Annotated in this window: 20 protein-coding genes, 3 tRNA genes and 1 pseudogene; 5 read left to right on the top strand and 19 right to left on the bottom strand. The window is 72.5% G+C overall.

Features of this window, described 5'->3' with window-relative positions; all coding sequences use genetic code 11:
- Positions 1 to 36 precede the first annotated feature (36 nt).
- The 11 genes from ACIQVI_RS31870 to ACIQVI_RS31820 form a co-directional block, all read right to left on the bottom strand.
- Positions 37 to 2235, bottom strand: coding sequence for an ArnT family glycosyltransferase (locus tag ACIQVI_RS31870; RefSeq protein WP_403602300.1), 2199 nt, complete (start codon positions 2233 to 2235; stop codon positions 37 to 39).
- Entirely contained in the window at positions 2232 to 3503 is a 1272-nt protein-coding gene (locus tag ACIQVI_RS31865; RefSeq protein ID WP_403602297.1) for a glycosyltransferase, read from the bottom strand. Before ACIQVI_RS31865 ends, ACIQVI_RS31870 begins: the two co-directional genes overlap by 4 nt.
- Before the next feature lie 25 nt (positions 3504 to 3528).
- Positions 3529 to 5034 (bottom strand): sensor histidine kinase, encoded by a 1506-nt coding sequence (locus tag ACIQVI_RS31860; protein WP_403602294.1) that lies wholly within the window; start codon positions 5032 to 5034, stop codon positions 3529 to 3531.
- A 180-nt stretch (positions 5035 to 5214) separates the two neighbouring features.
- Positions 5215 to 5970 carry a response regulator transcription factor gene (locus tag ACIQVI_RS31855; protein WP_121829717.1) on the bottom strand — a complete coding sequence of 252 codons (756 nt, stop codon included), beginning with the start codon at positions 5968 to 5970 and terminating at the stop codon, positions 5215 to 5217.
- Positions 5971 to 6096: 126 nt separating this feature from the next.
- The gene (locus tag ACIQVI_RS31850; RefSeq protein ID WP_403602291.1) at positions 6097 to 7008 is read right to left on the bottom strand and encodes an amidohydrolase family protein; all 912 of its coding nucleotides are present in this window, start codon (positions 7006 to 7008) and stop codon (positions 6097 to 6099) included.
- Positions 6995 to 7330 (bottom strand): antibiotic biosynthesis monooxygenase, encoded by a 336-nt coding sequence (locus ACIQVI_RS31845; protein WP_351971267.1) that lies wholly within the window; start codon positions 7328 to 7330, stop codon positions 6995 to 6997. The genes ACIQVI_RS31850 and ACIQVI_RS31845 overlap by 14 nt, the downstream gene beginning before the upstream one ends.
- A gap of 200 nt (positions 7331 to 7530) precedes the next feature.
- Entirely contained in the window at positions 7531 to 8400 is an 870-nt protein-coding gene (locus tag ACIQVI_RS31840) for a DUF2797 domain-containing protein (RefSeq protein ID WP_403602450.1), read from the bottom strand.
- A gap of 74 nt (positions 8401 to 8474) precedes the next feature.
- Positions 8475 to 9299: a BRO family protein gene (locus tag ACIQVI_RS31835; protein ID WP_351971268.1), complete on the bottom strand. Its 825-nt coding sequence runs from the start codon at positions 9297 to 9299 to the stop codon at positions 8475 to 8477.
- A gap of 126 nt (positions 9300 to 9425) precedes the next feature.
- Positions 9426 to 9791, bottom strand: a complete 366-nt coding sequence (locus tag ACIQVI_RS31830) for a PH domain-containing protein (protein ID WP_030204774.1) — start codon at positions 9789 to 9791, stop codon at positions 9426 to 9428.
- Between the two features lie 156 nt (positions 9792 to 9947).
- Positions 9948 to 10020 (bottom strand) — tRNA-Arg (locus tag ACIQVI_RS31825).
- Positions 10021 to 10221: 201 nt separating this feature from the next.
- Positions 10222 to 10312, bottom strand: a tRNA-Ser gene (locus ACIQVI_RS31820).
- A 274-nt stretch (positions 10313 to 10586) separates the two neighbouring features.
- Here ACIQVI_RS31820 and ACIQVI_RS31815 point away from each other — a divergent pair.
- Entirely contained in the window at positions 10587 to 11021 is a 435-nt protein-coding gene (locus ACIQVI_RS31815) for an SSI family serine proteinase inhibitor (protein WP_403602286.1), read from the top strand.
- Between the two features lie 204 nt (positions 11022 to 11225).
- On the top strand, positions 11226 to 15056 hold the full coding sequence (locus tag ACIQVI_RS31810; protein ID WP_403602284.1) for a PAS domain-containing protein: 3831 nt from the start codon (positions 11226 to 11228) through the stop codon (positions 15054 to 15056).
- An 89-nt stretch (positions 15057 to 15145) separates the two neighbouring features.
- On the opposite strand, the gene ACIQVI_RS31805 is transcribed toward ACIQVI_RS31810, so the two are convergent.
- The 5 genes from ACIQVI_RS31805 to ACIQVI_RS31785 form a co-directional block, all read right to left on the bottom strand.
- Positions 15146 to 16798 (bottom strand): long-chain fatty acid--CoA ligase, encoded by a 1653-nt coding sequence (locus tag ACIQVI_RS31805; RefSeq protein WP_351973517.1) that lies wholly within the window; start codon positions 16796 to 16798, stop codon positions 15146 to 15148.
- Positions 16799 to 16945: 147 nt separating this feature from the next.
- Positions 16946 to 17491 carry a SigE family RNA polymerase sigma factor gene (locus ACIQVI_RS31800; RefSeq protein ID WP_351973516.1) on the bottom strand — a complete coding sequence of 182 codons (546 nt, stop codon included), beginning with the start codon at positions 17489 to 17491 and terminating at the stop codon, positions 16946 to 16948.
- Between the two features lie 124 nt (positions 17492 to 17615).
- Positions 17616 to 18737, bottom strand: a complete 1122-nt coding sequence (locus ACIQVI_RS31795; protein ID WP_403602280.1) for a DUF1906 domain-containing protein — start codon at positions 18735 to 18737, stop codon at positions 17616 to 17618.
- A gap of 278 nt (positions 18738 to 19015) precedes the next feature.
- Entirely contained in the window at positions 19016 to 19153 is a 138-nt protein-coding gene (locus ACIQVI_RS31790) for a hypothetical protein (protein ID WP_403602277.1), read from the bottom strand.
- Positions 19154 to 19497: 344 nt separating this feature from the next.
- Entirely contained in the window at positions 19498 to 20013 is a 516-nt protein-coding gene (locus ACIQVI_RS31785) for an O-acetyl-ADP-ribose deacetylase (RefSeq protein ID WP_403602274.1), read from the bottom strand.
- Positions 20014 to 20466: 453 nt separating this feature from the next.
- On the opposite strand from ACIQVI_RS31785, the gene ACIQVI_RS31780 reads away from it, so the two are divergent.
- Positions 20467 to 21756, top strand: coding sequence for a hypothetical protein (locus ACIQVI_RS31780; protein ID WP_403602271.1), 1290 nt, complete (start codon positions 20467 to 20469; stop codon positions 21754 to 21756).
- A gap of 72 nt (positions 21757 to 21828) precedes the next feature.
- Here ACIQVI_RS31780 and ACIQVI_RS31775 read toward each other — a convergent pair whose 3' ends face one another.
- The gene (locus ACIQVI_RS31775; protein ID WP_403602268.1) at positions 21829 to 22245 is read right to left on the bottom strand and encodes a hypothetical protein; all 417 of its coding nucleotides are present in this window, start codon (positions 22243 to 22245) and stop codon (positions 21829 to 21831) included.
- 683 nt (positions 22246 to 22928) lie between these two features.
- Here ACIQVI_RS31775 and ACIQVI_RS31770 point away from each other — a divergent pair.
- On the top strand, positions 22929 to 23660 hold the full coding sequence (locus ACIQVI_RS31770) for a hypothetical protein (RefSeq protein ID WP_403602265.1): 732 nt from the start codon (positions 22929 to 22931) through the stop codon (positions 23658 to 23660).
- A gap of 787 nt (positions 23661 to 24447) precedes the next feature.
- Here the strand turns inward: ACIQVI_RS31770 and ACIQVI_RS31765 are convergent.
- Together ACIQVI_RS31765 and ACIQVI_RS31760 are read right to left on the bottom strand one after the other, a co-directional pair.
- A pseudogene (locus tag ACIQVI_RS31765) lies at positions 24448 to 24681 on the bottom strand (hypothetical protein); the annotation flags it as partial.
- A gap of 409 nt (positions 24682 to 25090) precedes the next feature.
- Positions 25091 to 25175 (bottom strand) — tRNA-Ser (locus ACIQVI_RS31760).
- A gap of 240 nt (positions 25176 to 25415) precedes the next feature.
- On the opposite strand from ACIQVI_RS31760, the gene ACIQVI_RS31755 reads away from it, so the two are divergent.
- Positions 25416 to 26276: an MHYT domain-containing protein gene (locus ACIQVI_RS31755; RefSeq protein WP_403602262.1), complete on the top strand. Its 861-nt coding sequence runs from the start codon at positions 25416 to 25418 to the stop codon at positions 26274 to 26276.
- The last annotated feature ends 115 nt before the right edge of the window (positions 26277 to 26391 follow it).

Below are 26391 nucleotides of genomic sequence, written 5' to 3'. Positions count from 1 at the left end.
CTGTATAGCGGTTACTTTCGGCCTTACGGTGGCTGGTCACTTCTCCTTGGTCAGGTCGTAGAAAGTGGCGCTGCCGACCGTGACCTTCTCGAAGGTCTCCGAGACCCAGGTGGAAATCTCTGAGTTGCCGCCCATGCCTCCACCCATGCGGCCGTTGCCTTCTCCGCCGGATCCGCCGCCGGTCTCGCCGCTTCCGATGAAGTAGTGGATCTTCCCCTCGGCGACGTACCGCTGGAACTGCGCGAGGGTCGGGGACGGGTCGCTGCCGTTGAAGCCGCCGATCGCCATGACCGGCTTCTCCGTGGCGAGCTGGTAGCTGGCGGCGTTCTGGGCGCCGACCGTGGCCGCGACCCAGGTGTACGAACCGGCATCCTTGAGGAGCGCCGCCTCGGCCTCCGTACCGACGTTCGCGCCGTTGAGGAGACCGCCCATGCCGCCACCGCCGCCGCCGAAGCCGGGGCGCTCGCCGCGGGCCGCACCGCCCTGGGGCATCCCTTGCGGCATTCCCTGAGGCATCCCCTGGGGCGGGGTGCCGCCGGGCATCTGGCCTTGTCCCTGCCGCTGGCCCTGGCCTTGTCCCTGGCCTTGTCCCTGGCCGCCGGGGCCGCCGGGCATCTGGCCGCCCTGACCGTTCTGACCTCCCTGGCCGCCCGGGAACGCCGTTCCGCCCTCGGGCGTCCGGCCCCCGAAGCCTCCCGGCATACGGCCGCCGAAGCCGCCCGGGCCCCGGCCTCCCGCCGGGCCCGCCGTCACGATGGAGCCCTGGTGGCCGGTGTTCACCGTCTCCAGGGTGTACGCGAAGGGGCCCGCGAGGCCCGCCGCCAGGCCGAGGCCCGCCGCCGCGAGCCCGAGGCGCCGGTCGACCCGGCCCGCGACAAGGAGCCCGAGGGCCGCCGCGCCGCCCGCCACCAGGACCGTCCAGCGCAGCCACGGCAGCCAGTCCGGCGTACGGCCGAGCAGCGTCCAGGCCCACCAGGCCGTCACCGCCGCCGTCACCGCGAGCGCCGCCGACGCGGCGAACCGGGTGCGCTCCTCCCACAGCACGGCCGCGCCCGTGCCGACGAGCGCCGCGACGTACGGGGCCAAGGCCACCGTGTAGTACTCGTGGAAGATGCCGGCCATGAAGCTGAACACCGCGAGGGTCGTCAGCAGCGCGCCGCCCCACACCAGGAACGCCGAGCGCGCGGTGTCCGTCCGGGGCGCCCGCCGGGTGACGACGAGCCCCGCGACGAGCAGGAGCAGCGCGGCCGGGAGCAGCCAGGAGATCTGACCGCCGACCGAGTCGTTGAACATCCGGCCGAGGCCGGTCTCGCCCCAGCGTCCACCGCCCGCGCCCCCGCCGGGGCCTCCGCCGCCGCCCACGCTGCCGGTCTCGTTGCCGTTGATCCGGCCGAGGCCGTTGTAACCGAAGGTCAGCTCCAGGAAGCTGTTGTTCTGCGAGCCCCCGACGTACGGACGGGAGGACGCCGGCCACAGCTCGACCAGGGCCACCCACCAGCCCGCCGAGACCAGCATCGCGAGCCCGGCCAGGGCCAGGCGGCCGACGCGGCGCCCGATTCCGCCCGGCGCGCACACCGCGTACACGAGGGCGAGCGGCGGCAGGATCAGGAAGGCCTGGAGGGTCTTCGCCAGGAACGCGAAGCCGAAGGCCACGCCCGCCCACACGAGCCACTTCGCCGCGCCCGGCCCGTCCTCCAGGGCGCGCAGCACCCCGTACACGGCGACCGTCATGAGCAGGGCGAGCAGCGCGTCCGGGTTGTTGAAGCGGAACATCAGGGCGGCGACCGGCGTCAGCGCGAGGACCACGCCCGCGATCAGGCCGGCGCCCGCGCCGAACCGGCGCCGGACGGCCGCGTACAGGACGCCGACCGTGGCCACGCCCATGAGCACCTCGGGCACGAGGATCTGCCAGGAGCCGAGGCCGAAGAGGCGCACGGAGAGCGCCATCGGCCAGAGCGCGGCCGGCGGCTTGTCGACGGTGATGGCGTTGGCCGCGTCGAGGGAGCCGAAGAAGAAGGCCTTCCAGCTCTCCCCGCCCGCCTGGACGGCGGCGGAGTAGAAGGAGTTGGCGTAGCCGGAGGCGCTCAGGTTCCACAGGTAGAGCACGCCGGTCACGACGAGCAGGCCGAGGAAGGCGGGCCGGACCCAGGGGGCGTCCTCGGCGCGCCCGCGCAGGAGGCGGGCGAGCCGGTCGCTCCCCCGGGCGGCGGGTGCCGCGGGGTTCAGGGTGGTCATCGTTCGTTCCTTGCGGTGGCCCGCTCGGGGAAGACCCAGAGCCGGAAGAGGAGGAAGCGCAGGACGGTCGCGGCGAGGTTGGCGACGATCAGGACGGCCAGCTCGGTGGAGTGCGACGGGTCGCCGGTCGCCGCACCGAGGGCGGCGAGCGAACCGCTGGTCAGGGCCAGGCCGATGGCGAAGACCACCAGCCCCTGCGCCTGGTGGCGGACGGCCCGGTCCCGGCCCCGCACCCCGAAGGTGAGGCGCCGGTTGGCCGCCGTGTTGGCGACGGCCGAGACGAGGAGGGCGGCGGCGTTGGCGAGCTGCGGGCCGAGGCCGAGCCGGAAGGCCGAGTACAGCGCCAGGTAGAAGAGCGTGGACAGGACCCCGACCACGCAGAAGCCGACCAGCTGGCGGGCGAGACCGCCCGGCACGCCGCTGAGTTCGCGGTCCCGGGGGTCGTCCCCGAACGGCCGGGCGAGCCGGTCGAGCGGCAGCGAACCGGTCGCGAGGGCCCGCCCCACCCGCCAGACGCCCTTCAGGTCGTCCGTCGCCGTCTTCACGATGTGCACGGTCGAGTCGGGGTCGTCGACCCAGTCGACCGGCACCTCGTGGATCCGGAGCCCGGCCCGCTCGGCGAGGACCAGCATCTCGGTGTCGAAGAACCAGCCGGTGTCCTCGACCATCGGGAGCAGCCGCTCGGCGACCTCGCGCCGTATGGCCTTGAACCCGCACTGCGCGTCCGAGAACCGGGCCGCGAGCGAGGAGCGCAGGATCAGGTTGTACGCGCGGGAGACGAACTCCCGCTTCGGGCCGCGCACCACCCGCGAGGAGCGGGAGAGCCGGGAGCCGATCGCCAGGTCCGAGTGGCCCGAGATGAGCGGCGCGACCAGCGGGAGCAGCGCGTTCAGGTCGGTGGACAGGTCGACGTCCATGTAGGCGAGGACGGGCGCGTCCGACGCCGACCACACCGTGCGCAGCGCCCGCCCGCGCCCCTTCTGTTCGAGGCGTACGGAGCGCACCCCGGGCACTTCGCGGGCGAGGGCCGCGGCGACGGCGGGCGTCGTGTCGGTGGAGGCGTTGTCGGCGACGGTGATGCGGAAGCCGTACGGGAAGGTCCGGGAGAGGTGCTCGTGGAGCCGGCGGACGCACGGCTCCAGGTCCTTCTCCTCGTTGTAGACGGGGATCACCACGTCCAGGACGGGCCGTCCGGCGACGTCCACGGGCAGGTGTTCCCGGGCGGGCAGGGCGCCGGGCACGGGCCGCGCGATCGTTGGGGTTCGCATACCCGGACACTCGCCGGTGCGGCTGTCACGGCCGTGTGCCGAGCCTGTGCCCCGCCTGTGAGTCCTCGTCCGGGGGGTGTGCGTCCGGGGGCTGTGCGTCTCCGGGCAGGCGGACCGTGAAGACGGTCCTGCCGGGGGCGCTCGCCACCGTCACCCCGCCGCCGTGGGCGAGGACGACCGCGCGGACGATCGCGAGCCCGAGGCCGGTGGAGCCGGCGGCACGGGAGCGGGAGGCGTCGCCGCGCGCGAACCGTTCGAAGACGGAGGGCAGGAGGGCGTCCGGGATGCCGGGCCCGTCGTCCTCGACCTCCACGAGCACGTCCGGCCCCTCCGCGCGGACGCGGGCGGTGACCTTCGTGCCGGGCGGGGTGTGGGTGCGGGCGTTGGCGAGGAGGTTGAGGAGCACCTGCCGGAGCCGGGCGCCGTCCCCCCGCACCTCCGCCGCCTCCCCGGGGAGTTCGAGGCTCCAGTGGTGGCCGGGCCCGGCGGCGCGGGCGTCGCTCACGGAGTCCACGACGAGGGCGACGAGGTCGACGGGTTCGTACGAGAGGGGGCGTCCGGCGTCGAGCCGGGCGAGCAGCAGCAGGTCCTCCACCAGGCCCGTCATCCGGGTCGCCTCGGACTCGATCCGGCCGAGCGCGTGCCGGGTGTCGGGCCCGCACTCCTCGCGGCCGCGCCGGGTCAGCTCCGCGTATCCCCGGATCGAGGCGAGCGGGGTGCGCAGCTCGTGGCTGGCGTCCGCGACGAACTGCCGGACCCGGGTCTCGCTCCGCTGGCGCGCGTCGAGGGCCGAGTGGACGTGGTCGAGCATCCGGTTGAGGGCCGCGCCGACCTGGCCGACCTCCGTGCGCGGATCGGCCTCCGGCTCCGGGACCCGCTGGTGGAGCGCGACCTCGCCGCTGTGCAGCGGGAGCCGGGCGACCTGGCGGGCGGTGGCGGCGACCCGGCGCAGCGGGCGCAGGGCCACCCCGACGAGGACGGTCCCGGCGAGCGAGGCCGCGACGAGTCCGGCGCCGGTGACGCTCAGCTCGACCAGGACGAGGGTGGAGAGGGCGTCGTCGACCTCGGTGAGCGGGATGCCGGTGAGGAAGGCGCCCCGGCTGCCCTCCGCGTACGCGACCCGGTAGGAGCCGAGGCCGCCGGGCAGCTCGACGGTGTGCGGCTCGCCGTCGCGCGGGACGGCGGCGAGGGCGGCCCGCTGCTCCGCGTCCAGCTCCTCGACCGGGAACCTCGGCCCGTCCGTACCGCTGTTGCCGGGCACCTCCGTCGAGTACCCGGCGGAGGTGACCTCGCCGTCGGTCAGGACCGCGCCGAGGGTCCCTATCGGGGCGCCCGGGCCGCCGAGGAAGGCGAACGGCTCGCGGCCCCGGCCGGGATCGGGCGCGGGCAGGACGACCGGCGGCCCGGCGGCCCGCTGGGAGAGCCCCCGGACCTGTTCGTCGGCCTGGTCGTACAGGTACGAGCGGAACGCGATCGTCGTGACCGTGCCGATGACGGCCGCGACGACCGCGATCAGCGCGACCGCCGCCACGACGAGCCGGGTCCGCAGCGACCAGGGCCGCCGCGCACGCCGGAACAGCCTCGCGCCCGGGAAGAGCCGTACGCCTCGAAACGGCCGCGTGCCCCGGGACGACCGCACGTCTCGGGGCAACCGTGCGTCTCGGGACGACCTTGGGCCTTGGGGCGACCGTGGAGCCAGGGACACGGGTCGTTACTCCCCGGGCTTGATCAGATAGCCGGCCCCGCGCCGGGTGTGGATCATCGGGGAGCGCCCCGCGTCGATCTTCCGGCGCAGATAGGAGATGTAGAGCTCGACCACATTGGCCTGGCCACCGAAGTCGTACGACCAGACCCGGTCGAGGATCTGCGCTTTGCTGAGCACCCGGCGCGGATTGCGCATGAGGTAGCGCAGCAGCTCGAACTCGGTCGCCGTGAGGTGGATCGAGTCGCCGCCCCGGGTGACCTCGTGGCTGTCCTCGTCCAGGGTCAGGTCCCCGACGGTGAGCAGCGACTCGCTGCGCGCCTGCGCGGCCCCGGACCTGCGGATGAGGCCGCGCAGCCGGGCCACCACCTCCTCCAGGCTGAAGGGCTTGGTCACGTAGTCGTCGCCGCCCGCCGTGAGCCCGGCGATCCGGTCCTCCACGGCGTCCTTCGCCGTCAGGAAGAGCACCGGCACGTCCGGCAGCTCGCGCCGGATCGAGCCGAGCAGGCTCAGTCCGTCGACGTCGGGCAGCATCATGTCGAGGATCACGGCATCGGGCCGGAACTCGCGCGCGGAACGCAGGGCGGCGGCCCCGTCCCCGGCGCTCATGACCTGCCAGCCCTCGTAGCGCAGGGCCATGGAGAGCAGTTCGGTGAGCGAGGCCTCGTCGTCCACGACGAGGACCCGGACGGCGGTTCCGTCGGCGCGGAGCATGTCGGCGCGGGTGCCGGGGCGGTTGCTCGTGCGGTGTGGGGTGACGGTCATGGGTCCCACGCTGACCGTCGCCGCTGAAAGGCCCCTTTTCCTTTCCTGTGAATTCGCTGAGAAACGGCCGTCGCCGTGGGGATGCCCGCAAGGGGCGGTTTCACGTGAAACAGAGCGCTCTGGGGGTCAACGGGCCGGTTTCACGTGAAACATCGCGGCACCGTTCTCGTACAGCACCTTCCGGAGCCAGTCGTCCCCGAGCCCGAGGCGTTCGAGGGCGTGGAGCTGATGGGCGTACGGATACGGGATGTTGGGGAAGTCCGAGCCGAGGAGGATCCGGTCGCCGAGGTCGAGCAGCCGCTTGTGCTCCCGCACGGGGAAGGGCGCGAGCCGCTCGCTGAAGTCGGTGAACGCCATGGTGGTGTCGAGGTGGACGCCCTCGTACCGCTCGGCCAGGGAGAGGAAGTCCCCATACTCGGGCATCCCCATGTGCGCGACGATCACCTGCAGCCGGGGGTGGCGGGCGAGCAGCCGTCCCATGGGGCCGGGACCGGTGAAGTTCCCCGGGGTGGGCCCGGAGCCGCAGTGGACGACGACGGGGGTGCCGCTGTCCGCGAGGCTTCCCCACGCGCCGTCGATCCGCTCGTCGTTCGGGTCGAACCCTCCGACCTGGAGGTGCACCTTGAAGACGCGGGCCCCGGCGGCGAGCGCCTCGCGGACGTGACCGTCGACGCCCGGCTCGGGGAAGAAGGTCGCGGTGTGCAGACAGTCGGGGGTGCGGGCGGCGAAGTCGGCGGCCCAGGAGTTCAGCCAGGGGGCCATGCCGGGCTTGTGCGGGTAGAGCATCGCGGTGAAGGCGACCGCCCCGAATCCGCGCAGGAGGGCGATCCGGCGGTCCTCCTCCTCGCGGTAGGTGATGGGCCACTCCAGACCGGTCAGAGGGCCGACGGCGTCGAAGTAGGCCCAGACCTTGTCGAGGACGTTCTGCGGCATGAAGTGCGTGTGCACGTCGACGAGTCCGGGGATCCCGAGCCGTGCGAGGAGCGCGGGAACGTCGACGACGCCGGCCTCCCCGTTCGCCCGGTCATGCGCGCTCATAGTCGTAACTCCGCTCGACCCTGCCGATGTGGACGCTGTACCTGTCGTACCAGTGCTCCCGCCCGTGCGCCTTGGCCTCCTGGTGCGCGGCGTGGTCGCGCCAGGCGTCGAGGGACTCCAGGTCGCGGAAGTAGGCGACGGTGATGCCGATGCCGCCGGGGGTGCGGGCGAACTCGTATCCGAGGTAGCCGGGAATCCCCTCGACGATCTCGCGCATCCGGGCGGCGGTCTCGGCGTATCCCTCGGGTTCGTCGGGCCGGACCGAGGTGAAGACAGCGGTGTAGTAGGGCGGTTCGATGCCCGCCACCAGTTTCGGGGTCATGCGATCACCCTCGCGGGGGCCGGGCGGGGATGTCCACGGCCCCCGGCCAAAGGGATCCAAGACTTTACGAAGCGGGCCGGACGGCCGCGAGGGCCACCCGGGTCGCCTCCCGGAGGCCTGCCGGGGAGGCCTTTCGAGGGCGGCCTACTGAGGAGTCCTTCCAGAAGGCCCCGCCAGAGAAGCCCGCCGCGAAAGCCGTTTCAGAAGAGTTCCCCCTGCTCGTTCGGGTCGCTCGCGGGAGCCGCCGCCGTCACCGGCACGGAGAACCCCTCCTCCGCTTCCGCCTTGTGCAGGGCCCACCCGCCCATGAGCCGGGTGTCGAGGGCGAGACAGCGCCCGTCGGGGGCGAGGAGGTGCAGGTCGGGCCCGGCGGCGGCGAGCAGCCGCCCGGTGACGGTGCCGCCGTCGGTCAGCTCGGTGACCGTGCCGGCGAGCGGCGGCAGTCCGTCGAGGCGGAAGGCCCCGGCGTGGTCGCGCGGGGCGAACTCCAGCGGCTCCAGGGTCTCGGTCCAGCCGCCGACCTCCCGGGCCCGCCGGTACAGCTCCTCGACCTCCCGGGCCCGGTCGGCGGCGGGCGGCAGGGCGTGCCGGGCGGCCCGCTTGCGCTCGTACGGCACCCGGTCGGGCACGCCGAGGGCCTGGCGCAGGACCTCCTCGGTGCGCCGGGCGGCCATCAGCGGCCCCCGGCCGAGCCAGCTGAACGCGACGGCCCCCTGCTCCAGGAGCCGGGCCTCGCCCCGGGCCTCGGCGGTGATGCCCACCTTGGTCATGCCGGGCCCGAACCAGGCCAGGTAGACGCGGTACGGCTGGGGGTCGTCCGCGACGGTGTCGGCCGCGACCGAGTGGGCCCGGTCGAGCCGGGCGCACTCCGCGCACCGCCCTCCGGTGGCCCGGCCGGGGACGGCGGCCGCCAGGGGGCAGGGGTTGCCCCGGGCCCCGGGACAGCGCCGTACCCCGGCGGCGCGGAAGGCGAGCGGCTGCCCGTACGCGAGCGCGCTGACCTTCCCGCCCTGCCACCGCAGCCCCGGCACTCCGCCGTTCCAGGTGATCCCCCGGCACCGCCACTCCACGCCCACGCCTCCCCGTACTCCTCGGACTTCCAGTCTCCGCCACGCCCGCACCGGAAACCCGGCCCGCACCCCGCTCAGGGCAGCACGTAGATCCGGGTCCCGTCCGGGTCGGGCTCTCCGACCTGCCTCATGCAGCCGCGTTCGAGGAGGAGCCGTACGCAGTCGCGGACGCGCTCGCCGGAGAGGCCGGTGCGGCGGGTGACGTCCTGGGGCCGGTAGCGCACCCCGCCCCGGACGAGCCCGGGGGCGAGGCAGCTGGCGACCGTCCGCACGTCCCCGGTGATGGCCCAGGACTCGACGAGCTCCTGCGGGCTGAGCGCGACGGCGGAGCCGGTGCGCTGGCGGGGCACGGCGAGCCGCTCAAGGGATTCGGCGACCCTTGAGAGGCTCTTGCGGGTCTCGCGGAGCAGCTCCGCGTACTCGACCTGCCCGGCCGACGCGAGGGCCCCCTCGTCGAACCGTCCCTCCAGGCGCACCAGGACATCGACGAGCTCCGGCGGCAGGAGGAACCCGCCGTGCACCGGCGAGGGTTCGAGCCCGTACCCGCCGTACCGCTGGACCGAGGCCACGACCTCGGACACCCACGCCAGGAACGGCCCGGCCTCCGGCCTCCGGCACGCCCCGACGAGCCGGACGAGCCCCTGGAGGCTCACCATCCGCGTCGACGCGCGGATCCCGCACCGGCGGAGGAACTCCTCGTCGCCGGCGATCTCCCGCGCGGACGCCAGGCACTCCTCCGGCAGCGCCACCGTCCGCAGGGCCTCCCTCGTCCCCGCGTACCCCAGCCGCTTCGCCACGTCCACCACGGGGAACCAGTGGGCCCCGTCCGACGCGGTCAGCCTCCGCAGGCGCTCCCCGGTGGCGGCGTACACCACGTCATCGATGTCGATCGCGTCCATCGATCATCACCTCCGTCTCGCAAGCTAGTCCGAAGGCATATTCAACTGACATGCAAATAAGACGGGTTCACCCGAAAGGGGAGGGTTCTCGGGGATTTCCCCGAGAACCCTCCCCTTCCCCACCGCCTACTTGGCGACGAACTGCGTGAGGATCGCCTGCACCTCGTAGATGTCGACCCCCTTGGTGAAGGTCTTCTGCACGGGCAGCTGGCTGCCCGAGATCCAGATCTTCAGCTCGGCGTCGAGGTCGAAGGTGCCGGCGGTCTCGACGGCGAAGTGGGTGATGCTCCGGTACGGGATCGAGTGGTACTCGACCTTCTTGCCGGTGATCCCCTGCTTGTCGACCAGCACGAGCCGCCGGTCGGTGAAGAAGATCGTGTCCCGTATCAGCAGGTACGCCGCGTGCACCTGCTCCCCCGGCCCGAGCAGCCGCGCGAAGTCCTGCTGCGCCTGCGCCGGATCGATCGCGTGCGCGTTCCCGAAGAGCGCCATGGCCCCACCCCCTGTACGACGAAAGAACGACCACTCGACCCTAACCCCCCACCGCCACCGGAAAAGGGCTCAACCGCTCCCCTCAGCCGGGCAGCACGGGCGAACACCCGACCCAACGCAAGAGGCCCGGACTCTCGTCCGGGCCTCTCATCTGTGTGCACTCGGCAGGATTCGAACCTGCAACCTTCTGATCCGTAGTCAGATGCTCTATCCGTTAAGCTACGAGTGCTTGTTTTCAGTTCTTGCCTTCGCTCCCCGGTCTTTCGACCCGCTCGCGGCGACAGGAAGAACATTACATGACTGCCGCCGTCATGTGAAATCCGATTGCCCCACCCCTTGTGACCTGCGGAAACGCCATGTCGGGGGAGTGCGGGGCAGACCCCGGGAACGGCCGAAGCCCCGGCCTTGGGGCCGGGGCTTCGGTGTGGGGCGGAGGCGGAGGGATTTGAACCCTCGATGGGCTTTAAGACCCAAACCGCATTAGCAGTGCGGCGCCATAGACCGGACTAGGCGACGCCTCCATGCACCTCGCGCATACGCGGGTGGTGCGTGCAGATGATGACACAGACGAACCGGGTGTCACCAATCGATTCTCACCGTACTAGCCCTCCGGGGGTCAGGGCAAAGCCCACCGGCGCGCGTACGGGCCCGCGCGCCCGCCCGGCGCACTCCCCCCGCCGCGCCCCGCCGCGCAACGCCGCCGGGTCCGGAGCGTTAGACCGGGCGGGCGCGTCGTGCGCCCGTGCCCGGCGCGTCCACCGCGTCCGCCGCGCACCCGCGCTCCTGGAGATCCACATGCTGCGCCGTATCGCCCTCGCGACCCTCGCCACCGCCGCCGGGACCGCCGGTCTCGGCCCCCTGCCGCCGCTGTCGCTGTTCCCCGCGCCGGCGCCCGCGCCCGACGCCCTGACCGTGGCGATCTCCCGGAGCGGTCATCCCGAGGCCGACGGCACCTTCGAGCTGACGTGCGGCGACCGGCCCGGCGGCGACCACCCGGCCGCCGCGCGCGCCTGCGAGCGCCTGGAGCGGCTCGCGGCGGCGGACGAGGACCCGTTCCTGCCGGTCCCCGAGAGCCGGTCGTGCGCGCAGGTGTACGGCGGGCCCGTCCTCGCCCGGGTGACCGGCACCTGGCGGGGCCGCGAGGTCGACGCCCGCTTCTCCCGGGCGAACGGCTGCGAGATCGACCGCTGGGAGAATCTGGAGCCCGTCCTTCCCCTTGTCCGGAGGTGACCTCCGGGTGACCTTCGGGACCGCCGTCCGGGGATGACGTGCGGAGATGCCGTGTGGGGACGGCGAGCGGGGGCGACGTCCGGGAGGGCCGGCCGGAGGCTCCCTTAGACTCCCTTCAGTGACAGGCCACGGTCCGAGGGGCAAGATGGAGCCGGCCGGTCGACAGGCCAAGCGCGTGCAGTGCGTCAGGGAGGAAGCGTCGTCGTGAGCAGCAGGCCATCCCGAGGCGCTGCTCGCCTCGCAGCCATACTCGACGCCCTTCCCGACGGCCTCGTGCTCGTCAACTGCAACGGCACGGTCGTCAACGCCAACACCATCGCCCTCGGCATGTTCGAGACGCCCGGCACCGCCCTCGTCGGGCGCGGCCTCCTCGACCTGCTGCCCGACTTCGACTCGCGGCTCATCCCCGGCTCCATGCGGCGCCCGGACAACACCGACGAGCAGGGCCGCACCAAGCCGACCCGGATGATCGCCCGCCGCACCGACGGCGGCGAGTTCCCCGTCGAGGTGACCAGCGCCAGCCTGGAGGACGGCCGCGAGGCCTACGACTCGTACGGCGGCTACACCGGCGACGAGCTGCTCATGCTGGTCGTGCGGGACCTCACCGGCACCCTCGACACCGAGGCCGAACTCGCCCGCTCGCAGCGGCAGACCGAGATGATCCTGCGCGCCGCCTCCGAGGGCGTCGTCGGCACGGACACCGACGGCCGGGTCGTCCTCGTGAACCCCGCCGCCGCGCAGATCCTCGGCCACCGCGCCGGCGAGCTCGGCGGCCGGGAGCTGCACCCCCTGATCCTCGCCAAGCGGGCCGACGGCGAGCCCTTCCCGTACGAGGAGTCGCCGCTCGCGGACACCCTCAAGTCCGGGCGGAAGCACCGCGTCCGCGGTCAGGTCCTGTGGACGAAGAAGGGCGACCGCGTCCCGGTCGACCTGACGACCGCTCCGGTGCGGGACGGGGACCAGCTCGTCGGCGCGGTGATGACCTTCACCGACCGCAGGCCGTACGAGCAGCTCGCCGAGCAGCACGCCGCCGAGCTCGCCGACCGCGCCGAGCGGGCGGCGGCGGAGCGCGAGGAGCAGCAGGAGCGGTACGCCTCGCTCGCCGCCCGCCACGAGCAGCTCACGGCCGTCCTCGCCGAGTCGCTGCGCGGCCCCCTGGAGGAGCTGCGCACCCAGCTGGGCGCGCTCGCCGCCGACGACGCCGGGCAGCTGTGGCCCGAGGCCAACCAGGTCCTCCACCACCTCGCCGCCGGGTACGCCCGGATGACGGCGCTCGTGGACAACGTCCTGGGCTACCAGCGCCTCGACGCGGGCGCGGAGGAGCTCGACAAGCACGTCACGCTCCTCGACGGGGTCGTGTCGGCCGGCATCGACGGGGCCGTCGAGCTGATCGGGCCCGGCCGCGCGCAGTTCGCCGTGCACACCCCGCCCATCGAGGCCGAGGTGGACCCGGTCCGGCTCGCGACCGCCCTCGCGCACCTCGTCGCGGACGTCGCGGGCGTCGACGCGACCGGCCGGAACCGGGCCGCCGTCCCGGGCGCCGGGCCCGCGGACTCCACGATCGTCGTGGCGGCCGCCCAGCGCGGCGACGTCGTACGGATCGAGGTCCGCGGCCCGTACGCGGGCGGCGACCCGGTCCACGGGCCCGTCGTGCGCGGGATCGTGGCGGCGCACGGCGGCGTCGTGCAGACCCACGAGGTGCCGGGCACGAGCGGCGGCGCGTACGTCCTCGAAGTGCCGGTCGGCGCGGGCCGGGGCACGGTTCCCGCCCCGGCGCCCCGGACCGCCGACCGGGCGGACGGCCGGGAAGCCCTCGCCCTGCCCGCGCAGGCCTCGGCGCCGCTCACCGAGACGCCGGTCGCCGCGTCCCCGAGCGCCGGGTCCCCGGTCGCCGCGGAGGCGGGGCCGGACGCGGAGGCTCCCGGCGGGGGGCGGCGGCGGGCCCGGCGCGGCTCGACGGACGCCTTCCTGGACAGCGCGGTCGCGGACGCGGGCGACACCCCGGCCGGCACCGGCCCCGGCGGACGACGCCGTGCCCGTACGGAGGGGTCCGCCGCGGCCGACCTGATCCCGGCTCAGCAGAACGCGACCGTCTCCCCGATCGCTCCGGACGCTCCGGACGCCTCGCCCGTCGAGCCCACCGGGCGCCGTCGGGGGCGGCCCGCCGAGGGTTCCGTCGTGACCGCCGCCGAAGGGGCGCAGGGGCGTGCCGCGCTCGGCGCGGCCGTGCCGCCGCAGGGCGTCGCCGTCGACCCCTCGGGCATCCCCGGACCCGGAAACGGAATCGGACCCGGGTCCGGACCCGTTGCCTCCCCCGCCTCCGCCCTGGCCCTGCCGGCCGTCGCCTCCGAGGAGGCTCCGGCGCGGCCCAGCGGACGCCGTCGGCGCGCGCTGGCCGCCGCGCAGGAGCGGGCGGCCGCGGCCGAGGCCGGTCCCCGGACCCCGTTCGCGCTGCCGCCCGCCGACGCGGACCGCGAAGTGCCGCTGCCCGCCGCTCCCGTGGCCGGTCCGCTGCCGGTCTCCGACGAGGGACAGCACGAGGCCGTACGGGGTGTCCCGGGCGCGGACCACACGCCGCCGCAGCCCCATCCGCACGTCTCCGCGCAGACACCGCTGCCGGACCGGGCGCCCGACGCCTCCGGGCCCGTGTCCGTACCCCCGTCCGTCGAGCCGACCGGGCGGCGGCGGGCCGTCGCGCCTCCGCGTCCGGAGCAGCCGCAGACGCAGACGCAGACCCAGACTCACCCGCAGCCGCAGCCCCCGTCGCCGTCCGGCAACGGCACGGGGCCCGGGACCGGCACCGGATCCGTACCGCTGCCGCCCGAGCTGCCCATGTCGAGGGAGTCGACCCAGGGGCGGGCGTTCAGCGTCCGGACCCTCGGGCAGGGCGTCCCCTTCGTTCCCCCGGGCCCGGCTCCGATCCAGGCCCCGGCTCCGGTACCGACTCAGGCCCCGGCCGCGCCCGGTGCGGCCACCGCGCCCACCGCCCCCTCCAACGGCTCCGGGCGGCGGCGCAAGCTCGCCACCCCGCCCGAGGTCGACCCGCCGGCCCCGGCGGCGCTCCCCACGGCGGCCGGGACCGAGGCCAGGCCGCATCCGCAGCCGCAGGCCCCGGCCCAGCCGGAGGCCGTGCCGGGGCCCGCCCCGCTCGCTCCCCCCGTCGTCCCCGCCTCCCCCGCGTCCGAGGGCCGGGCGTACGCCATAGGAGCGCCCGCCGAGGGCTCCGCCGAGGGTCCCGAGCCGCTCGACGGTCCCGGCGGCGCGGTCGAGGTCGCCAACCGGCCCGCCCCGCGCCCCGTCGACGACGAGCTGCCCCCGGAGCCCCTGGACAACCCGCGCCGGCTGCTCGTCTGGCCCGCGCCCGACGTCTCCACGCAGCAGGCGCTGAGCGACCGCGGCTACCGGCCGGTGATCGTGCACTCCCGCGAGGAGGTCGACGCGCAGATCGCCGCCTTCCCGGCCGCGCTCTTCGTCGACCCGCTGACCGGCCCCATCACCCGGACCGCGCTCCAGTCGCTGCGCCAGGCGGCCGTCGCCGCCGAGGTGCCGGTGCTGCTCGCGGCCGGGCTCGGGCAGGCGACCCGCGAGGCGGCGTACGGCGCCGATCCCGCCGTGCTGCTCAAGGCGCTCGCGCCGCGCGACAGCGAGCAGCACCCGTCCCGGGTCCTGCTGATCGAGGAGAACGAGGACATCGCGGAGGCGCTCGCGGCCACCCTGGAGCGGCGCGGGATGCAGGTGGCGCGGGCGGCCACGGACTCCGAGGCGGTCACGCTCGCCACGCAGACGCAGCCGAACCTGGTGGTGATGGACCTGATGCAGGTGCGCCGCCGCCGGGCCGGGATCATCGACTGGCTGCGCGCGAACGGGCAGCTCAACCGCACCCCGCTCGTCGTCTACACCTCGGCCGACCTGGTCGAGGAGGAGCTGCCGAAGCTGTCCTCCGGCGAGACGGTCCTCTTCCTCGCCGAGCGGGCGAACAGCGCCGAGGTCCAGGCCCGGATCGTCGACCTGCTCGCGAAGATCGGCACCAACTAGGGCACGGGAAACCGAAACCAGGACACGGGAAACGGGTCACGGGAAAGGGGGAGGGCCGGCGGCCCTCCCCCTTCCTCACGTCCCGGTGCCTACAGCTGGGTCACGTCCAGCTCGCCCTCCGCGTACTGCTTGCGGATGACCTTCTTGTCGAACTTGCCGACGCTCGTCTTCGGCACCGTCGGCACGACCGCCCAGCGCTCCGGCAGCTGCCACTTGGCGATGCCGCCCTCCGTGGCGAGGAAGGCCTTCAGCGTCTCGTAGTCCGCCGTCGAGCCCTCCTTGAGGACGACGGTCGCCAGCGGGCGCTCGCCCCACTTCTCGTCGGGCACGGCGACGACGGCGGCCTCGGCGACCTCCGGGTGCGCCATGAGGGCGTTCTCCAGCTCGACGCTGGAGATCCACTCGCCGCCGGACTTGATGACGTCCTTGGCGCGGTCGGTGAGGGTGAGGAAGCCGTCGGCGCTGATCACGCCGACGTCGCCGGTCTTGAGCCAGCCGTCCTCGCTGAACTTGTCCTCGGGGCGGAGCGGTTCGCCGTCGACGCCGTTGTAGTACGCGCCCGCGATCCAGGTGCCGCGCACCTCCAGCTCGCCGGCCGACTCGCCATCCCACGGCAGGTGCTCGCCGCCGGGGCCGACGAGCCGCGCCTCGACGCCGGCGGGGAAACGTCCCTGCGTGACGCGGTAGGGCCACTCCTCGTCGGCGGTGAGGCCGGCCGGCGGGTGGGCCATCGTGCCGAGCGGGGAGGTCTCGGTCATGCCCCAGGCGTGGCAGAGGCGGACGCCGAGCTTGTCGTACGCCTCCATGAGGGAGGGCGGACAGGCCGCGCCGCCGATGGTGACCTGGGCCATGGAGGAGAGGTCGCGCGGGTTGGCGGTGACCTCGGCGAGCAGGCCCTGCCAGATGGTGGGGACGGCGGCCGCGTGGGTCGGCTTCTCGCGCTCGATCATGTCGGCGAGCGGGGCCGGCTGGAGGAAGCGGTCCGGCATGAGCATGTTGATGCCGGTCATGAAGGTGGCGTGCGGCAGCCCCCACGCGTTCACATGAAATTGCGGGACCACGACCAGGGTCGTGTCCTTGGCGGTGAGGCCCATCGACTCGGCCATGTTCACCTGCATCGAGTGCAGGTAGATCGACCGGTGGGAGTAGACGACGCCCTTCGGGTCGCCGGTGGTGCCGGAGGTGTAGCACATGGCCGCGGCCGAGCGCTCGTCCAGTTCCGGCCAGTCGTACGTGGTCGGGCGGCCGGCGATCAGCTCCTCGTAGTCGTGCACGCGCGGGGCCGCGCCGGCCAGGACCGAGCGGTCGCCGGGGCCCGAGACGACGACGTGCTCGATCGTCGGCAGGTGCGGGAGCAGCGGGGCGAGGAGGGGGAGCAGCGAGCCGTTGACGATCACGACCCGGTCGGCGGCGTGGTTGACGATCCACGCCAGCTGCTCGGGGGGAAGGCGGAGGTTGAGGGTGTGGAGGACGGCGCCCATGGAGGGGATCGCGAAGTACGCCTCGACGTGCTCCGCGTTGTTCCACATCAGGGTGGCGACCCGCTGGTCGCCGGTGACGCCGAGTTCGTCGCGCAGGGCGCCGGCCAGCTGGTGCGCGCGGGCCCCGGTCTCGGCGAACGTGCGGCGCTGCGGCTCGGGCTCACCCGTCCAGGTGGTGATGGTGGACTTCCCGTGGATCCTCATCCCGTGTTCGAGGATGCGGCTCACGGTCAGCTGTACGTCCTGCATGGTGCTGTACACGGGGCGTCCTCCCGGTGGGCGCTACGTGGCAGTAAGGGTGTGGAGATTCTGCGCACGTACCGCGCGGTATGTCACTACCTGGGAGTACGGAAATTGCCAGTGATTACTGGCGACGGGAGGAGGGCGGGCCGGGTACGAGGGGGTTTCTCACCTCACCGGGGTCAGCTCCGGGTCCTCGCGGAGCTTGCCGAGCGCCCTGGACACCGCGCTCTTGACCGTGCCGATCGACACCCCGAGCACCTCGGCGGTCTGGGCCTCGCTGAGGTCCTCGTAGTACCGCAGGACCACCATCTGGCGCTGCCGCTCGGGCAGCTTGAGCACCGCGCGCCACATGGCGTCGTGCAGCGCCTGCCGCTCGGCCGGGTCGGGCGACGGGAGGCCGACCGGCTCGGGCAGCTCCTCGCACACGAACTCGTCGACCTTGCGCTTGCGCCACTGCGACGTACGGGTGTTCAGCAGCGCCCGCCGGACGTAGCCGTCCAGGGCGCGGTGGTCCTCGATGCGCTCCCAGGCCACGAACGTCTTGGCGAGCGCGGTCTGGAGGAGGTCCTCCGCGTCCGAGGGGTTGGCGGTCAGGGAGCGGGCGGTGCGCAGGAGTACGGGCCCACGCGCCCGTACGTACGAGGAGAAGGTCGTGTACGACGCGTACTGCGAGGCACCGGCGCAGACGGGGCCAGAGGGTGGCGGAGTCATGACTCCACGCTAGGAGCGGCGGCGGTCCGGCGGATCGGCCCCAGGTCCCGAACCGCCGTCCGCCTCAGGTTGTAGGGGTGGGGACGGCCCGACCTCCTCTGGGTGGAGGCCCCCGAGACCCGGCTCAGGGTCGGGCCGGGTCCCGTGCCACCACGGGAGAGGAGGCGGGGACGGAGGCGCGGGAATCGTTGGAGGAGGCGGGGGCGGAGGTGCGGGAGGCGGGGGCGGAGCCCGCGCGTGCCGTGGTGAGGCGGGCGACCGGGGCGTCCACGGCGTTGCGGTCGATCACGAGGCGGTGGCCGCCGTACGACTCCGCGACGTTGCCCGCGTACTGGTGGATCCGGGCGCGCGGCGTCCAGGCCGCCGGGGCCAGCGCGGGCTCGGTGGCCAGGGCGGGCTTCCCCAGCCAGCGCGCGAACCACATCACGGCCGGCAGGTCCGCCGTGCCCGCCTTCCGCTGCGCCTCGATGTCCCGTACGCCCGTGTCCGCGCTGCTGTAGAAGCCGGGGAGGTAGCCGAGGCGGCGCACCTCGCGGTTCCAGGCGCGGACGAAGGAGAGGGTGGTCGCGGCGCACGGCGCGTCACCGCGCCGGTAGGACTCGATGTCGAGGTAGAGCGGACTGCTCGTGTCCAGGCCCAGGGCCCGCGCCGCCCGCACCGCGTCGCCCGCCTCCCGGGTGCCCTGCCCCCAGGGGTCGGAGCCGATGGCGAAGGGCTTCTTGGCGGGGGCCTCGACGCACGGCGCCTGGGAGCCGACGAAGACCGGGAGCAGCCGCCAGCCCATGGCCTGCACCGAGGCGACCCAGCCGGGACCGAGCTCCCGCTGACCGGGGCAGCCCCGGCCCCGCCCGGCGAAGTAGATCCCGACGGCCCCGTACGGCGAACCGCGCCAGGCCCTCATCGTCTCGACGGAGGGCGCCTCGCAGGTGTCGAAGGCCTTGCCGGTGAAGTGGACGGGAGTGGAGGCGGCGGAGGTGGAGACGGCGGAGGTGGAGGCGGCCGAGGCGGGGGCTCCGGGGGCGGCGACGGTCCTCACGGCCTCCGCTGCCGCCGCCGCTCTCGTGGCGGCCCGGGGCGGGGGCGGGACGGCGGTCGGCGCCGGGGCGTCGAGGAGGGCCGTCCCGGCCACCGCGGCCATCAGGGCGGCGGCCACGGCCCGCACCCCGGTGAAGGGGGACGCGGTCCGCGAACGTGCCGGTGCGGAAGTCGTGGTGGTCCGGGACCGGGGCGGAGTGCTTGTGCTCATGACGCGAGTGAAGGGCCGCCCGCCGTGCCCGGCCACCGCTGGGGCCGCCTCCTCGGCCGTACGCACCGGGGAACGACCCGTACGTGGGAACCGCGCCCCCGGGCCCGCCCTACGCCCGGCCCCGCGTCCGGTGACACCTCCCGTGACGCCTCCAGTGACACCTCCGACGCTGCTCCCTCCGCCGGGACGGCCCGCACGCCGGCATCGAAGTACCGCCGTGCGGCCCGTCGTTCGCACGACCGTGTCGCCCCCCTCGGGCCGGTCTCCGCTGTCCCCGGTCACTCCCACGGCGGGAAGGCCAGCACCGGGCCGGACGGGGCGATGCGGGCGAAGCCGGTACCGCTCGCACCGACCGTGCCGTTCGGTCGGGGGACGGCGGTGGTGCGGGCGACGCGGGCGGGGGGACTGCTTGCCATGACTGTTTCCTCCGAGAACGAGAGTCGGGAACGAGAGCCGAGAACCGAGAGTCGGGAACCGGGAACCGGGAGCTCCTGTGAGCTCCGCCGAATACGTGAAGCGCGGGGCGGGACCGAAATGTGTGTGTTTCCGGGGCAGTTGGCCTTCCGCCCCGGTCGTTGTGCTCGACGTCGCGAATGCAGAGTTGCCCACGGAATCCCCGGCGAACCGTCTCGGAGCGGACGTTCCCCCTCAAGCGTGAGGACAGCCGGATAAACCCGGTCAGCACGAGAAAAGAGGCGGCTCGCGGGGACGGCGGAATTCGCCTTTCGCCCCGGGCGCACGGTTCCGGCGCCCCCGGGAACTAGGAAACGTCCCCCACGGCCTCCGCGAAGGCCTGGTACGCCGTCTCGTCGAAGAGCACGAAGCGCACCTCCTCGACCTCGGTGCGGGTCGCCCGCACCGTCGCGACGGCGATCCGGGCGCCGTCCGCCATCGGCCAGCCGTAGACCCCGGTGGAGACGGCCGGGAAGGCGACCGTGCGGGCCCCCAACTCGTCGGCCACCCGCAGGGATTCCCGGTAGCAGGAGGCCAGCAGTTCCGAGCGGTCCTCGTCCCGCGACCAGACCGGCCCCACCGTGTGGATCACGTGCCGGGCGGGCAGCCGCCCCGCCGTGGTCGCCACGGCCCGCCCGGTCGCCAGCCCCTTGCCGTAGCGCGAGCGGCGCAGTTCCCGGCAGGCGGCGAGGATCTCCGGTCCGCCCTTCCGGTGGATCGCCCCGTCGACGCCGCCGCCCCCGAGCAGCGAGGAGTTCGCGGCGTTGACCACCGCGTCCACCGCCTCGGCGGTGATGTCGCCCCGGACGAGCACGATCCGCATCCCACGCTCCTGTCTCTCGTCTCCCGGAGGACTCCAGGAGGTCTCCAGGAGACCTCCGAAGGGGCCCCGAAGACCTCCGGACCCTACGCCGCCCCTCACGGAACGGCACCGCCATTACCACCCCTCCGCGCCCGGCCCGCCTCCGAAAGTAGGCGAACGGCCCGATATGCGGAGCGATGCATACGTACGGGATGACACGGGCCGAAGCGACGTCACACGTACGGGTGGGCGTCGGGACCCCTCGGAGCGGGTACGGGGCGGCCGTGACGACGAAGGCCGCGAATCCGGGCGAGGTCGGTCACGGCGGGTGAAATAGCCGGTGGGAAAGGTGTTTCCGGCCCTCACGTATCCACGGCGTGCGCGTGTCTAACCCCAAGCAGACGCCTAAATTGTTCAGAATGTCACTTACTGCCCCAGTTGAAACTACGAAGTTTCGTTGCCGAGGAGCGTGTCATGCAGGTTCGCAGGTGGCTCCCTGACCAGCCCACCAGCATCGGCCGCCATGACTGGCCGGACGAGGGCGGCGAGGGAACTCATCTGCGACTGCGGGCCGGCTCCATCGTCGTACTCGACCGGCAGGCCTGGCGCGTCCTGGAGATCACCGGGTACCCCGGCGACCACTGGCCGGAGGCGTACGAGAAGGCCTGGCGCGACCACGTGGAGCTGTGGTGGCACGCCAACGAACTGCGGCGGGCCAACAACCAGGCGGTCAAACCGGCCCCGGAGCGCGCGGAGTTCTACAAGCGCCCGGTGGTCCTCGTGCTGCGCAACGACAACCTGCCCCGGTCCGCGCCGAAGCACTGGTGCGCCCCCGCCAGCCAGGACTGGCAGGTGCTCCCCGAGCACTACGCGGTCTGCCGCGCCTGCGGCGAACTGCCGCCCTGCCACCACGGGGAGTACCCGCGCGAGGAGGGCCCGCGCAGGCCGGAGCAGAGCGGCGGCATCCCGTTCCTGGTGCCGAAGGGCTGCTGCATGGGGTGCGCCGAGCAGATCAAGCCCCGTATGAGGACGGTCCGTTTCCCCGGCCCCAACCTCTGGTACCCGGACCTGGGCGAGGACACGGCGGTCTTCCACGCGCGTTCCTCCTGCGAGGACCAGGTGGAGTGCTACCGCGCGCAGTGGCAGCAGGAGTACGAGCCGCCGACCGTACGCCCGGGCACGACGGCCTTCCCGGGCTTCGACCACTTCGTCCTCCCCCGGGCCCGCCAGTCCCCGCCGCAGCCCCCGGAGGCCCCGCAGCCCCCGCATTCCGTACAGGCGGCACAGGCGGCGCAAGCCCAAGTCCCGCACGCGCAGGCCCCGCAGACGCCCCAGGGTCAGGTTCCGCAGGCCCCCCAGGCCCCGCTGCCGGCCTCGCACGCCCTCCTGCTGGCCACGGCCCCCCGCACCGGGGAGGAGGCGCACGGCGCCCTCACGGCGGGGACGACGGGCTCCGGCACCTTCTCGCCCTCCTTCGAGGGCTACCGCCCGGACCCGGAGCCCTACTCCGACCCGTACCCGACGCCCGACCATTACGCGGCACCCGACCCGTACCCGGTGTCCGACCCCTACCCGGTCCCCGCCGCGGACCCGGGTCCCGCCGGGCACGCGGTCCGGGCCGCGGAGGAGCTGAGCCGGACCCTGACCGACCGCCCGGCCTTCCACAACGCGGAGCAGGCGGCCCGCGTCATCGAGGAACTCACGGCGGCCGTACGCAACATCGCGCTCTGCCTCAACAACCCCCCGGCCCGCAACCACTCCTGACCACGCCCCGCCCCCGACTCCAGGTGTGCGCGACGGCCCCCGGTCGGCCCACACCTGGTCCACCGGGCCGGCTCAGTCGCCGGAGAAACCCCAGAAGTAGATCTCCCGCGGCTCCCCCCGGTCGTCGTGGAGCACGGCACACCGCCCGTACCAACGCCAGTGGTCGAACTCCTCGAACCTCGGCACATCCGCCCGGGTGGGCTTCCGCGTGCCCAGGACGCGCAGCGCCTCCTCCTCGGTCACCTGCTTCATCGTGGAGTACTCCGGCTCCTCGTCCGGCCCGATGATCCGGAAGATGTCGAGGATCGAGTGCGTCCCGTCCTGCTGCACGAGCTCGTGCTCCCACAGCTCCTCCTCGGTCCCGGGCCACGGCAGCCGCTCTTCCTCGGGCCGCCAGTCACCACCCGGCCCCCAGTAGTAGTCCCGCTCCTCGAAGACCTTCCGCCGCAGCGCGTCGAACGCCCCGACGAGATCCTCCTGATACGGCACCGAGTAGTCCCACCCCGACGCACCCATAAGCCGGCCCCTCCCCCACAGCTCTTCCAGAACGACCGGACGCTAACAGCGGCCACTGACAGAACCCGGTCCAAGAGCCGAGGACGGGGACGGGACCTGCTCCACGAGCGGGAAGTCGGACGCCTGGTCCACACCATGCTCCAAAGCGGTACACAAGCGGCCCGGGATGAGGCCGACATCATGACGAAGAACTTCACCGTCGGCCCCTGCACCGACCCGGGTGGTCCCGTCCGCCACCGCCGTCGAAGACCACCTCGTGGGCGCGACAGGTCCCATGGAGGTGCTCCACGATGTGATCGGGCCCCAACTCATGCCCCCGTGCTTCGCTGTTCCACCCGAGACCTGAGGACAGAGCCTCGGACGCTTCCTGTGGCGGTCCTCTATGCATTTGGCCAGTCCCACGACGCCACCTGTCAACTCCTCCAGACCGAGGTCGACGGCCCCTCTGACCGTCTGCGCCAGACGAAGGACTTACCTCCCTTGGTCTCACCCACACCACAGCGGCGTAACCGCCGGATCTGGGACGTCGCGAGGTCACAACCTGCCCAGTGCCTCTCAGGTGAGATCCATCGCATCACCGCGCCTCGTCACCATCGATGCGTGTGTTGCAAACGGGCATGATGTCCGTCGTCACGGCCTGAGAGATGATCTCAGGCATGACGAACGGGGCGGCGGATGCAAAGTCGGGTGGCGACGAGGCCGACGCCTGGCGCGCACGATTGGGCTGGGCCTTCAGCCTCATAGCCGACGATCCCACTGAGCGAGAAGCGGCACTCGCTCACCTGGATGGGGCCCGGAGGAATGCCTGGGCGGCTCTCGACCGGTGGAACGAGCTGTGGCATCTCACGAGGCCGCTGGGGGCGGAGGAGCAGTATCAGGAGCCGGCCTTCAAGCGGGCGTACGAGGTATACGCAGACATGTGCAGCCGTACCCTGCCCGAAGGGCTGTGGGTGGGCGAGGGCGGCGACGGGCCGCGTTTGCCTTATGCGCTTCTCTTCCTGGAGTGGGAAGCGCGGTTCCCTCACGAGTGGACAGAGTATGCAAAGGCATGGGGCGCGAAACAGTCGCTCATCCGCCGGATGGCCGTCACCGACCACAATCAGCTGACCAGGTCGAAGCTCATCGACCTCGTCGAGATCGTCGTCCAGCGGGCCTACCGCTGCAAGGACCGCGAGTACGTTCGCGTCGCACGAGCGGTCGACGGTGAGGATCTCCGCCACAGGCTCGGTACGGCCGCTGCCTCGGACAACCCATGGGCACGCCTTCACGCCAGCTACGTCCTCTGGCTTCTCGATCGCCCCGAGGTACCGAACACGCGCCACGTCTGGCGAACATGGGTTGCGGAAGCGTCCGGAAGGCAGCATGGCTCCGCCGGTTCCCACGGATAGTTCCGGGCTCTCTCCCCCCGGTGCCCACCCTGGCCTTCACGTGCCAACCGCCGCCCACACTCTGGCCGTTCGCTCATGAAGGCGCGGGCTTCCACACGGCTGGCAGGAGCGGCTTGGTCCGACGTCCTGTTCAGGGGGCCGTATGCGGGCCCGTCCTGAACAAGTGGGTAAAGCCGTGGAGGAGAACCGCCCCGGTCACAGATGGTTGAACAACAATCCACAGTGACTGGCGCGGACTTGGCACGCGCCCCGCTTTTGCTGGCCGAGCCCACCGTGGGGCGACAATCGGGGTTTTCCACGGACCGACTGCCCGCTCTTCGGGATTCTGCGGCGCGAGTGGGAAGGGGCCACCGTGCCACTCGGACCGCGCCAGCGGGCCACCTTGAAGATGTTTTCCTGAAAGAACCAATCCGGCGTATCTCGCACAGTGAAGCTGCTAGGCACCTCCTTTAACACCAAGCAGCAGCACGTCACTCTCCCCCAGGAACGCCTTGAGGATAAGCCAGCTTAAGTCTCCACCTTCTATCCATCTCCAGCCTCACATAGAAGCCGGTCAAATACAGCAGTACAACTTTCGCAACCACGGGAATCCGATGTGCGAAGATCCATTCAAATACTGTAACTTTCTACGACCTCGAACAGACCGGGCGCCACCATGGTCAAGAGACCCACGATTGCACCTACGGACAGCTACTCAGCCAGGGCAGGGTGGGAACCAGGATGCCGCTCGCGAAAATCGACCGAGTCGGTAGCCATCTCGTACGGAATGCCACTGACAGGCGTTCGATCAATATCGTTCAAGTTGCGATTCTTCAGTCGATGCATTTTGTGACTGGCACTTTGCAGGACTCGGTAAAGTTGACTCAGAATATAGCTCCTTCAGTTCCGGGTCGTACACAACACCAATTACGGGGGTACGACTCCTAATCCAGTCCTGCACGTGCTCTCTACATGAAATTCCGTAGCCACTTGACCGGAGATGCGTCGTGCCGCTCTTCATCCGAACCGCGACGATGTCACCAGTCCTCTCTCCTTCGCATGTAAAGCTTCAGACAACAATCCCCCCGCAGTCGTTTCCACCAACAATCTCTTGGACGATATAGCCAGCAGATTCCATAAGCGCGCGAAATTCATTCACTCCCGCACGCTCAGTCTTCTCCGTGGGCAGTACCCTGGCCATCGCCATCCCCCTCCGTCATCGATCAGCACCCTTCACGACAAGGGCGGCGACCGACAGCAGCTGCGAAAACAGACAGCACGTCACCGCTGGCCCAGCAGGGGCAAGGGGGACTGATCGTGGCCCACGCCTGGTCCACACACCATGATTCAAAGAGGCACACGGGCAGATCGGGGTGGGACGGGGTTCCATGACGAAGGGGCGCCCCCGACCGGGGGCGCCCCTTCTGATCAGCGTGTTGCCTGACCTGCTGCGGTGGGTGTGGGATTTGAACCCACGGTGACTCGCGCCACGACGGTTTTCAAGACCGTTCCCTTAGGCCGCTCGGGCAACCCACCTCCGCTCCGGACCGCTTGGCCGGAGCGGCTACAGCGTACCGGCTGGAGGGGGTGGGCGGCGGCGGACGGGTCGGCGGCGGCAGGAGTGCGGGAGGCGGTACGGGATGGTTCGCGAGGGTTGGGGGGCATAGGACCGATCCGCCCGAAGATCGTTTAAAACACCGTTTAAAGTTACTCGGCGGTAAGGGATCGAACCCACCATTTCCTCCACCCCTCCATGACGCGAAGGACTCCAGCGCGGTGCAAGGCACGATCGACGGTTTCAACTACGGCGTGGTCACGCCTCTCGTGGGCTACGTGATGGCCTGTCTGGGCAGTGCGCTCGGGCTGCGCTGCGCCGTGCGGTCACTCACCACCGACCAGGGGCGGAAGCCAGGGTGGCTCGCGCTGGGGGCCGCGTCCATCGGCTGCGGCATCTGGACCATGCACTTCATCGCCATGCTCGGCTTCCGGGTGCGCGAGACGACGATCTCGTACGACGCCCCGCTGACCTTCCTCAGCCTCCTCGTGGCGGTCCTCGTCGTCGGCGTCGGCATCTTCGTCGTGGGCTACCTCGGCGTCCGGCCCGTCCCGCTGCTCACCGCCGGCGTCTTCACCGGCCTCGGCGTCGCGGCCATGCACTACCTCGGCATGGCCGCCATGCGCATGAACGGCTCGGTGTCCTACGCGCCCGCCGTCGTCGCCCTCTCCGTCCTCATCGCGGTCGTCGCCGCGACCGCCGCGCTCTGGGCCGCCGTCTCCGTCCGCGGCTTCCTCGCCAGCCTCGGCGCGAGCGTGATCATGGGCGTCGCGGTGACCGGGATGCACTACACGGGCATGGCCGCCGTCGACGTAAAGGTCGGGCACGCGGCCCACGCGGGCACCGGTTCCTCGGTCCTCGACGTGCTGCCCCTGCTCGTCGGGCCGCTCGCCTTCCTCGTGGTCGCCGCGGCCGTCGTCATGCTCGACCCGCTGCTGATCATGGGCGAGGACGAGCCCGGCCGCCGACCCGTCCAGCGGATCGACGTCGGCGACCTCCGGACCACGCTGAGCACCGACAACAACTGGGGCATGGGCGTCGGGACCGGGCACGACGACCACCACTCGTACGAGCGGCGGTAGAGCGGGGACGTACGGGGGCGGGGCCGGGGGGGGGAGCCCCCCGGCCCCCCCCCCCCCCCCCACCCCCCCCCCCCCCCCGGGCCGGACCGGGAACCGGTGGGCGGGGGGCGACCCC

The sequence above is a fragment of the Streptomyces sp. NPDC098101 genome (genome assembly GCF_044760185.1).
Taxonomy (GTDB): Bacteria; Actinomycetota; Actinomycetes; order Streptomycetales; family Streptomycetaceae; genus Streptomyces.
This window is presented reverse-complemented; position numbering and strand designations above follow the sequence as displayed.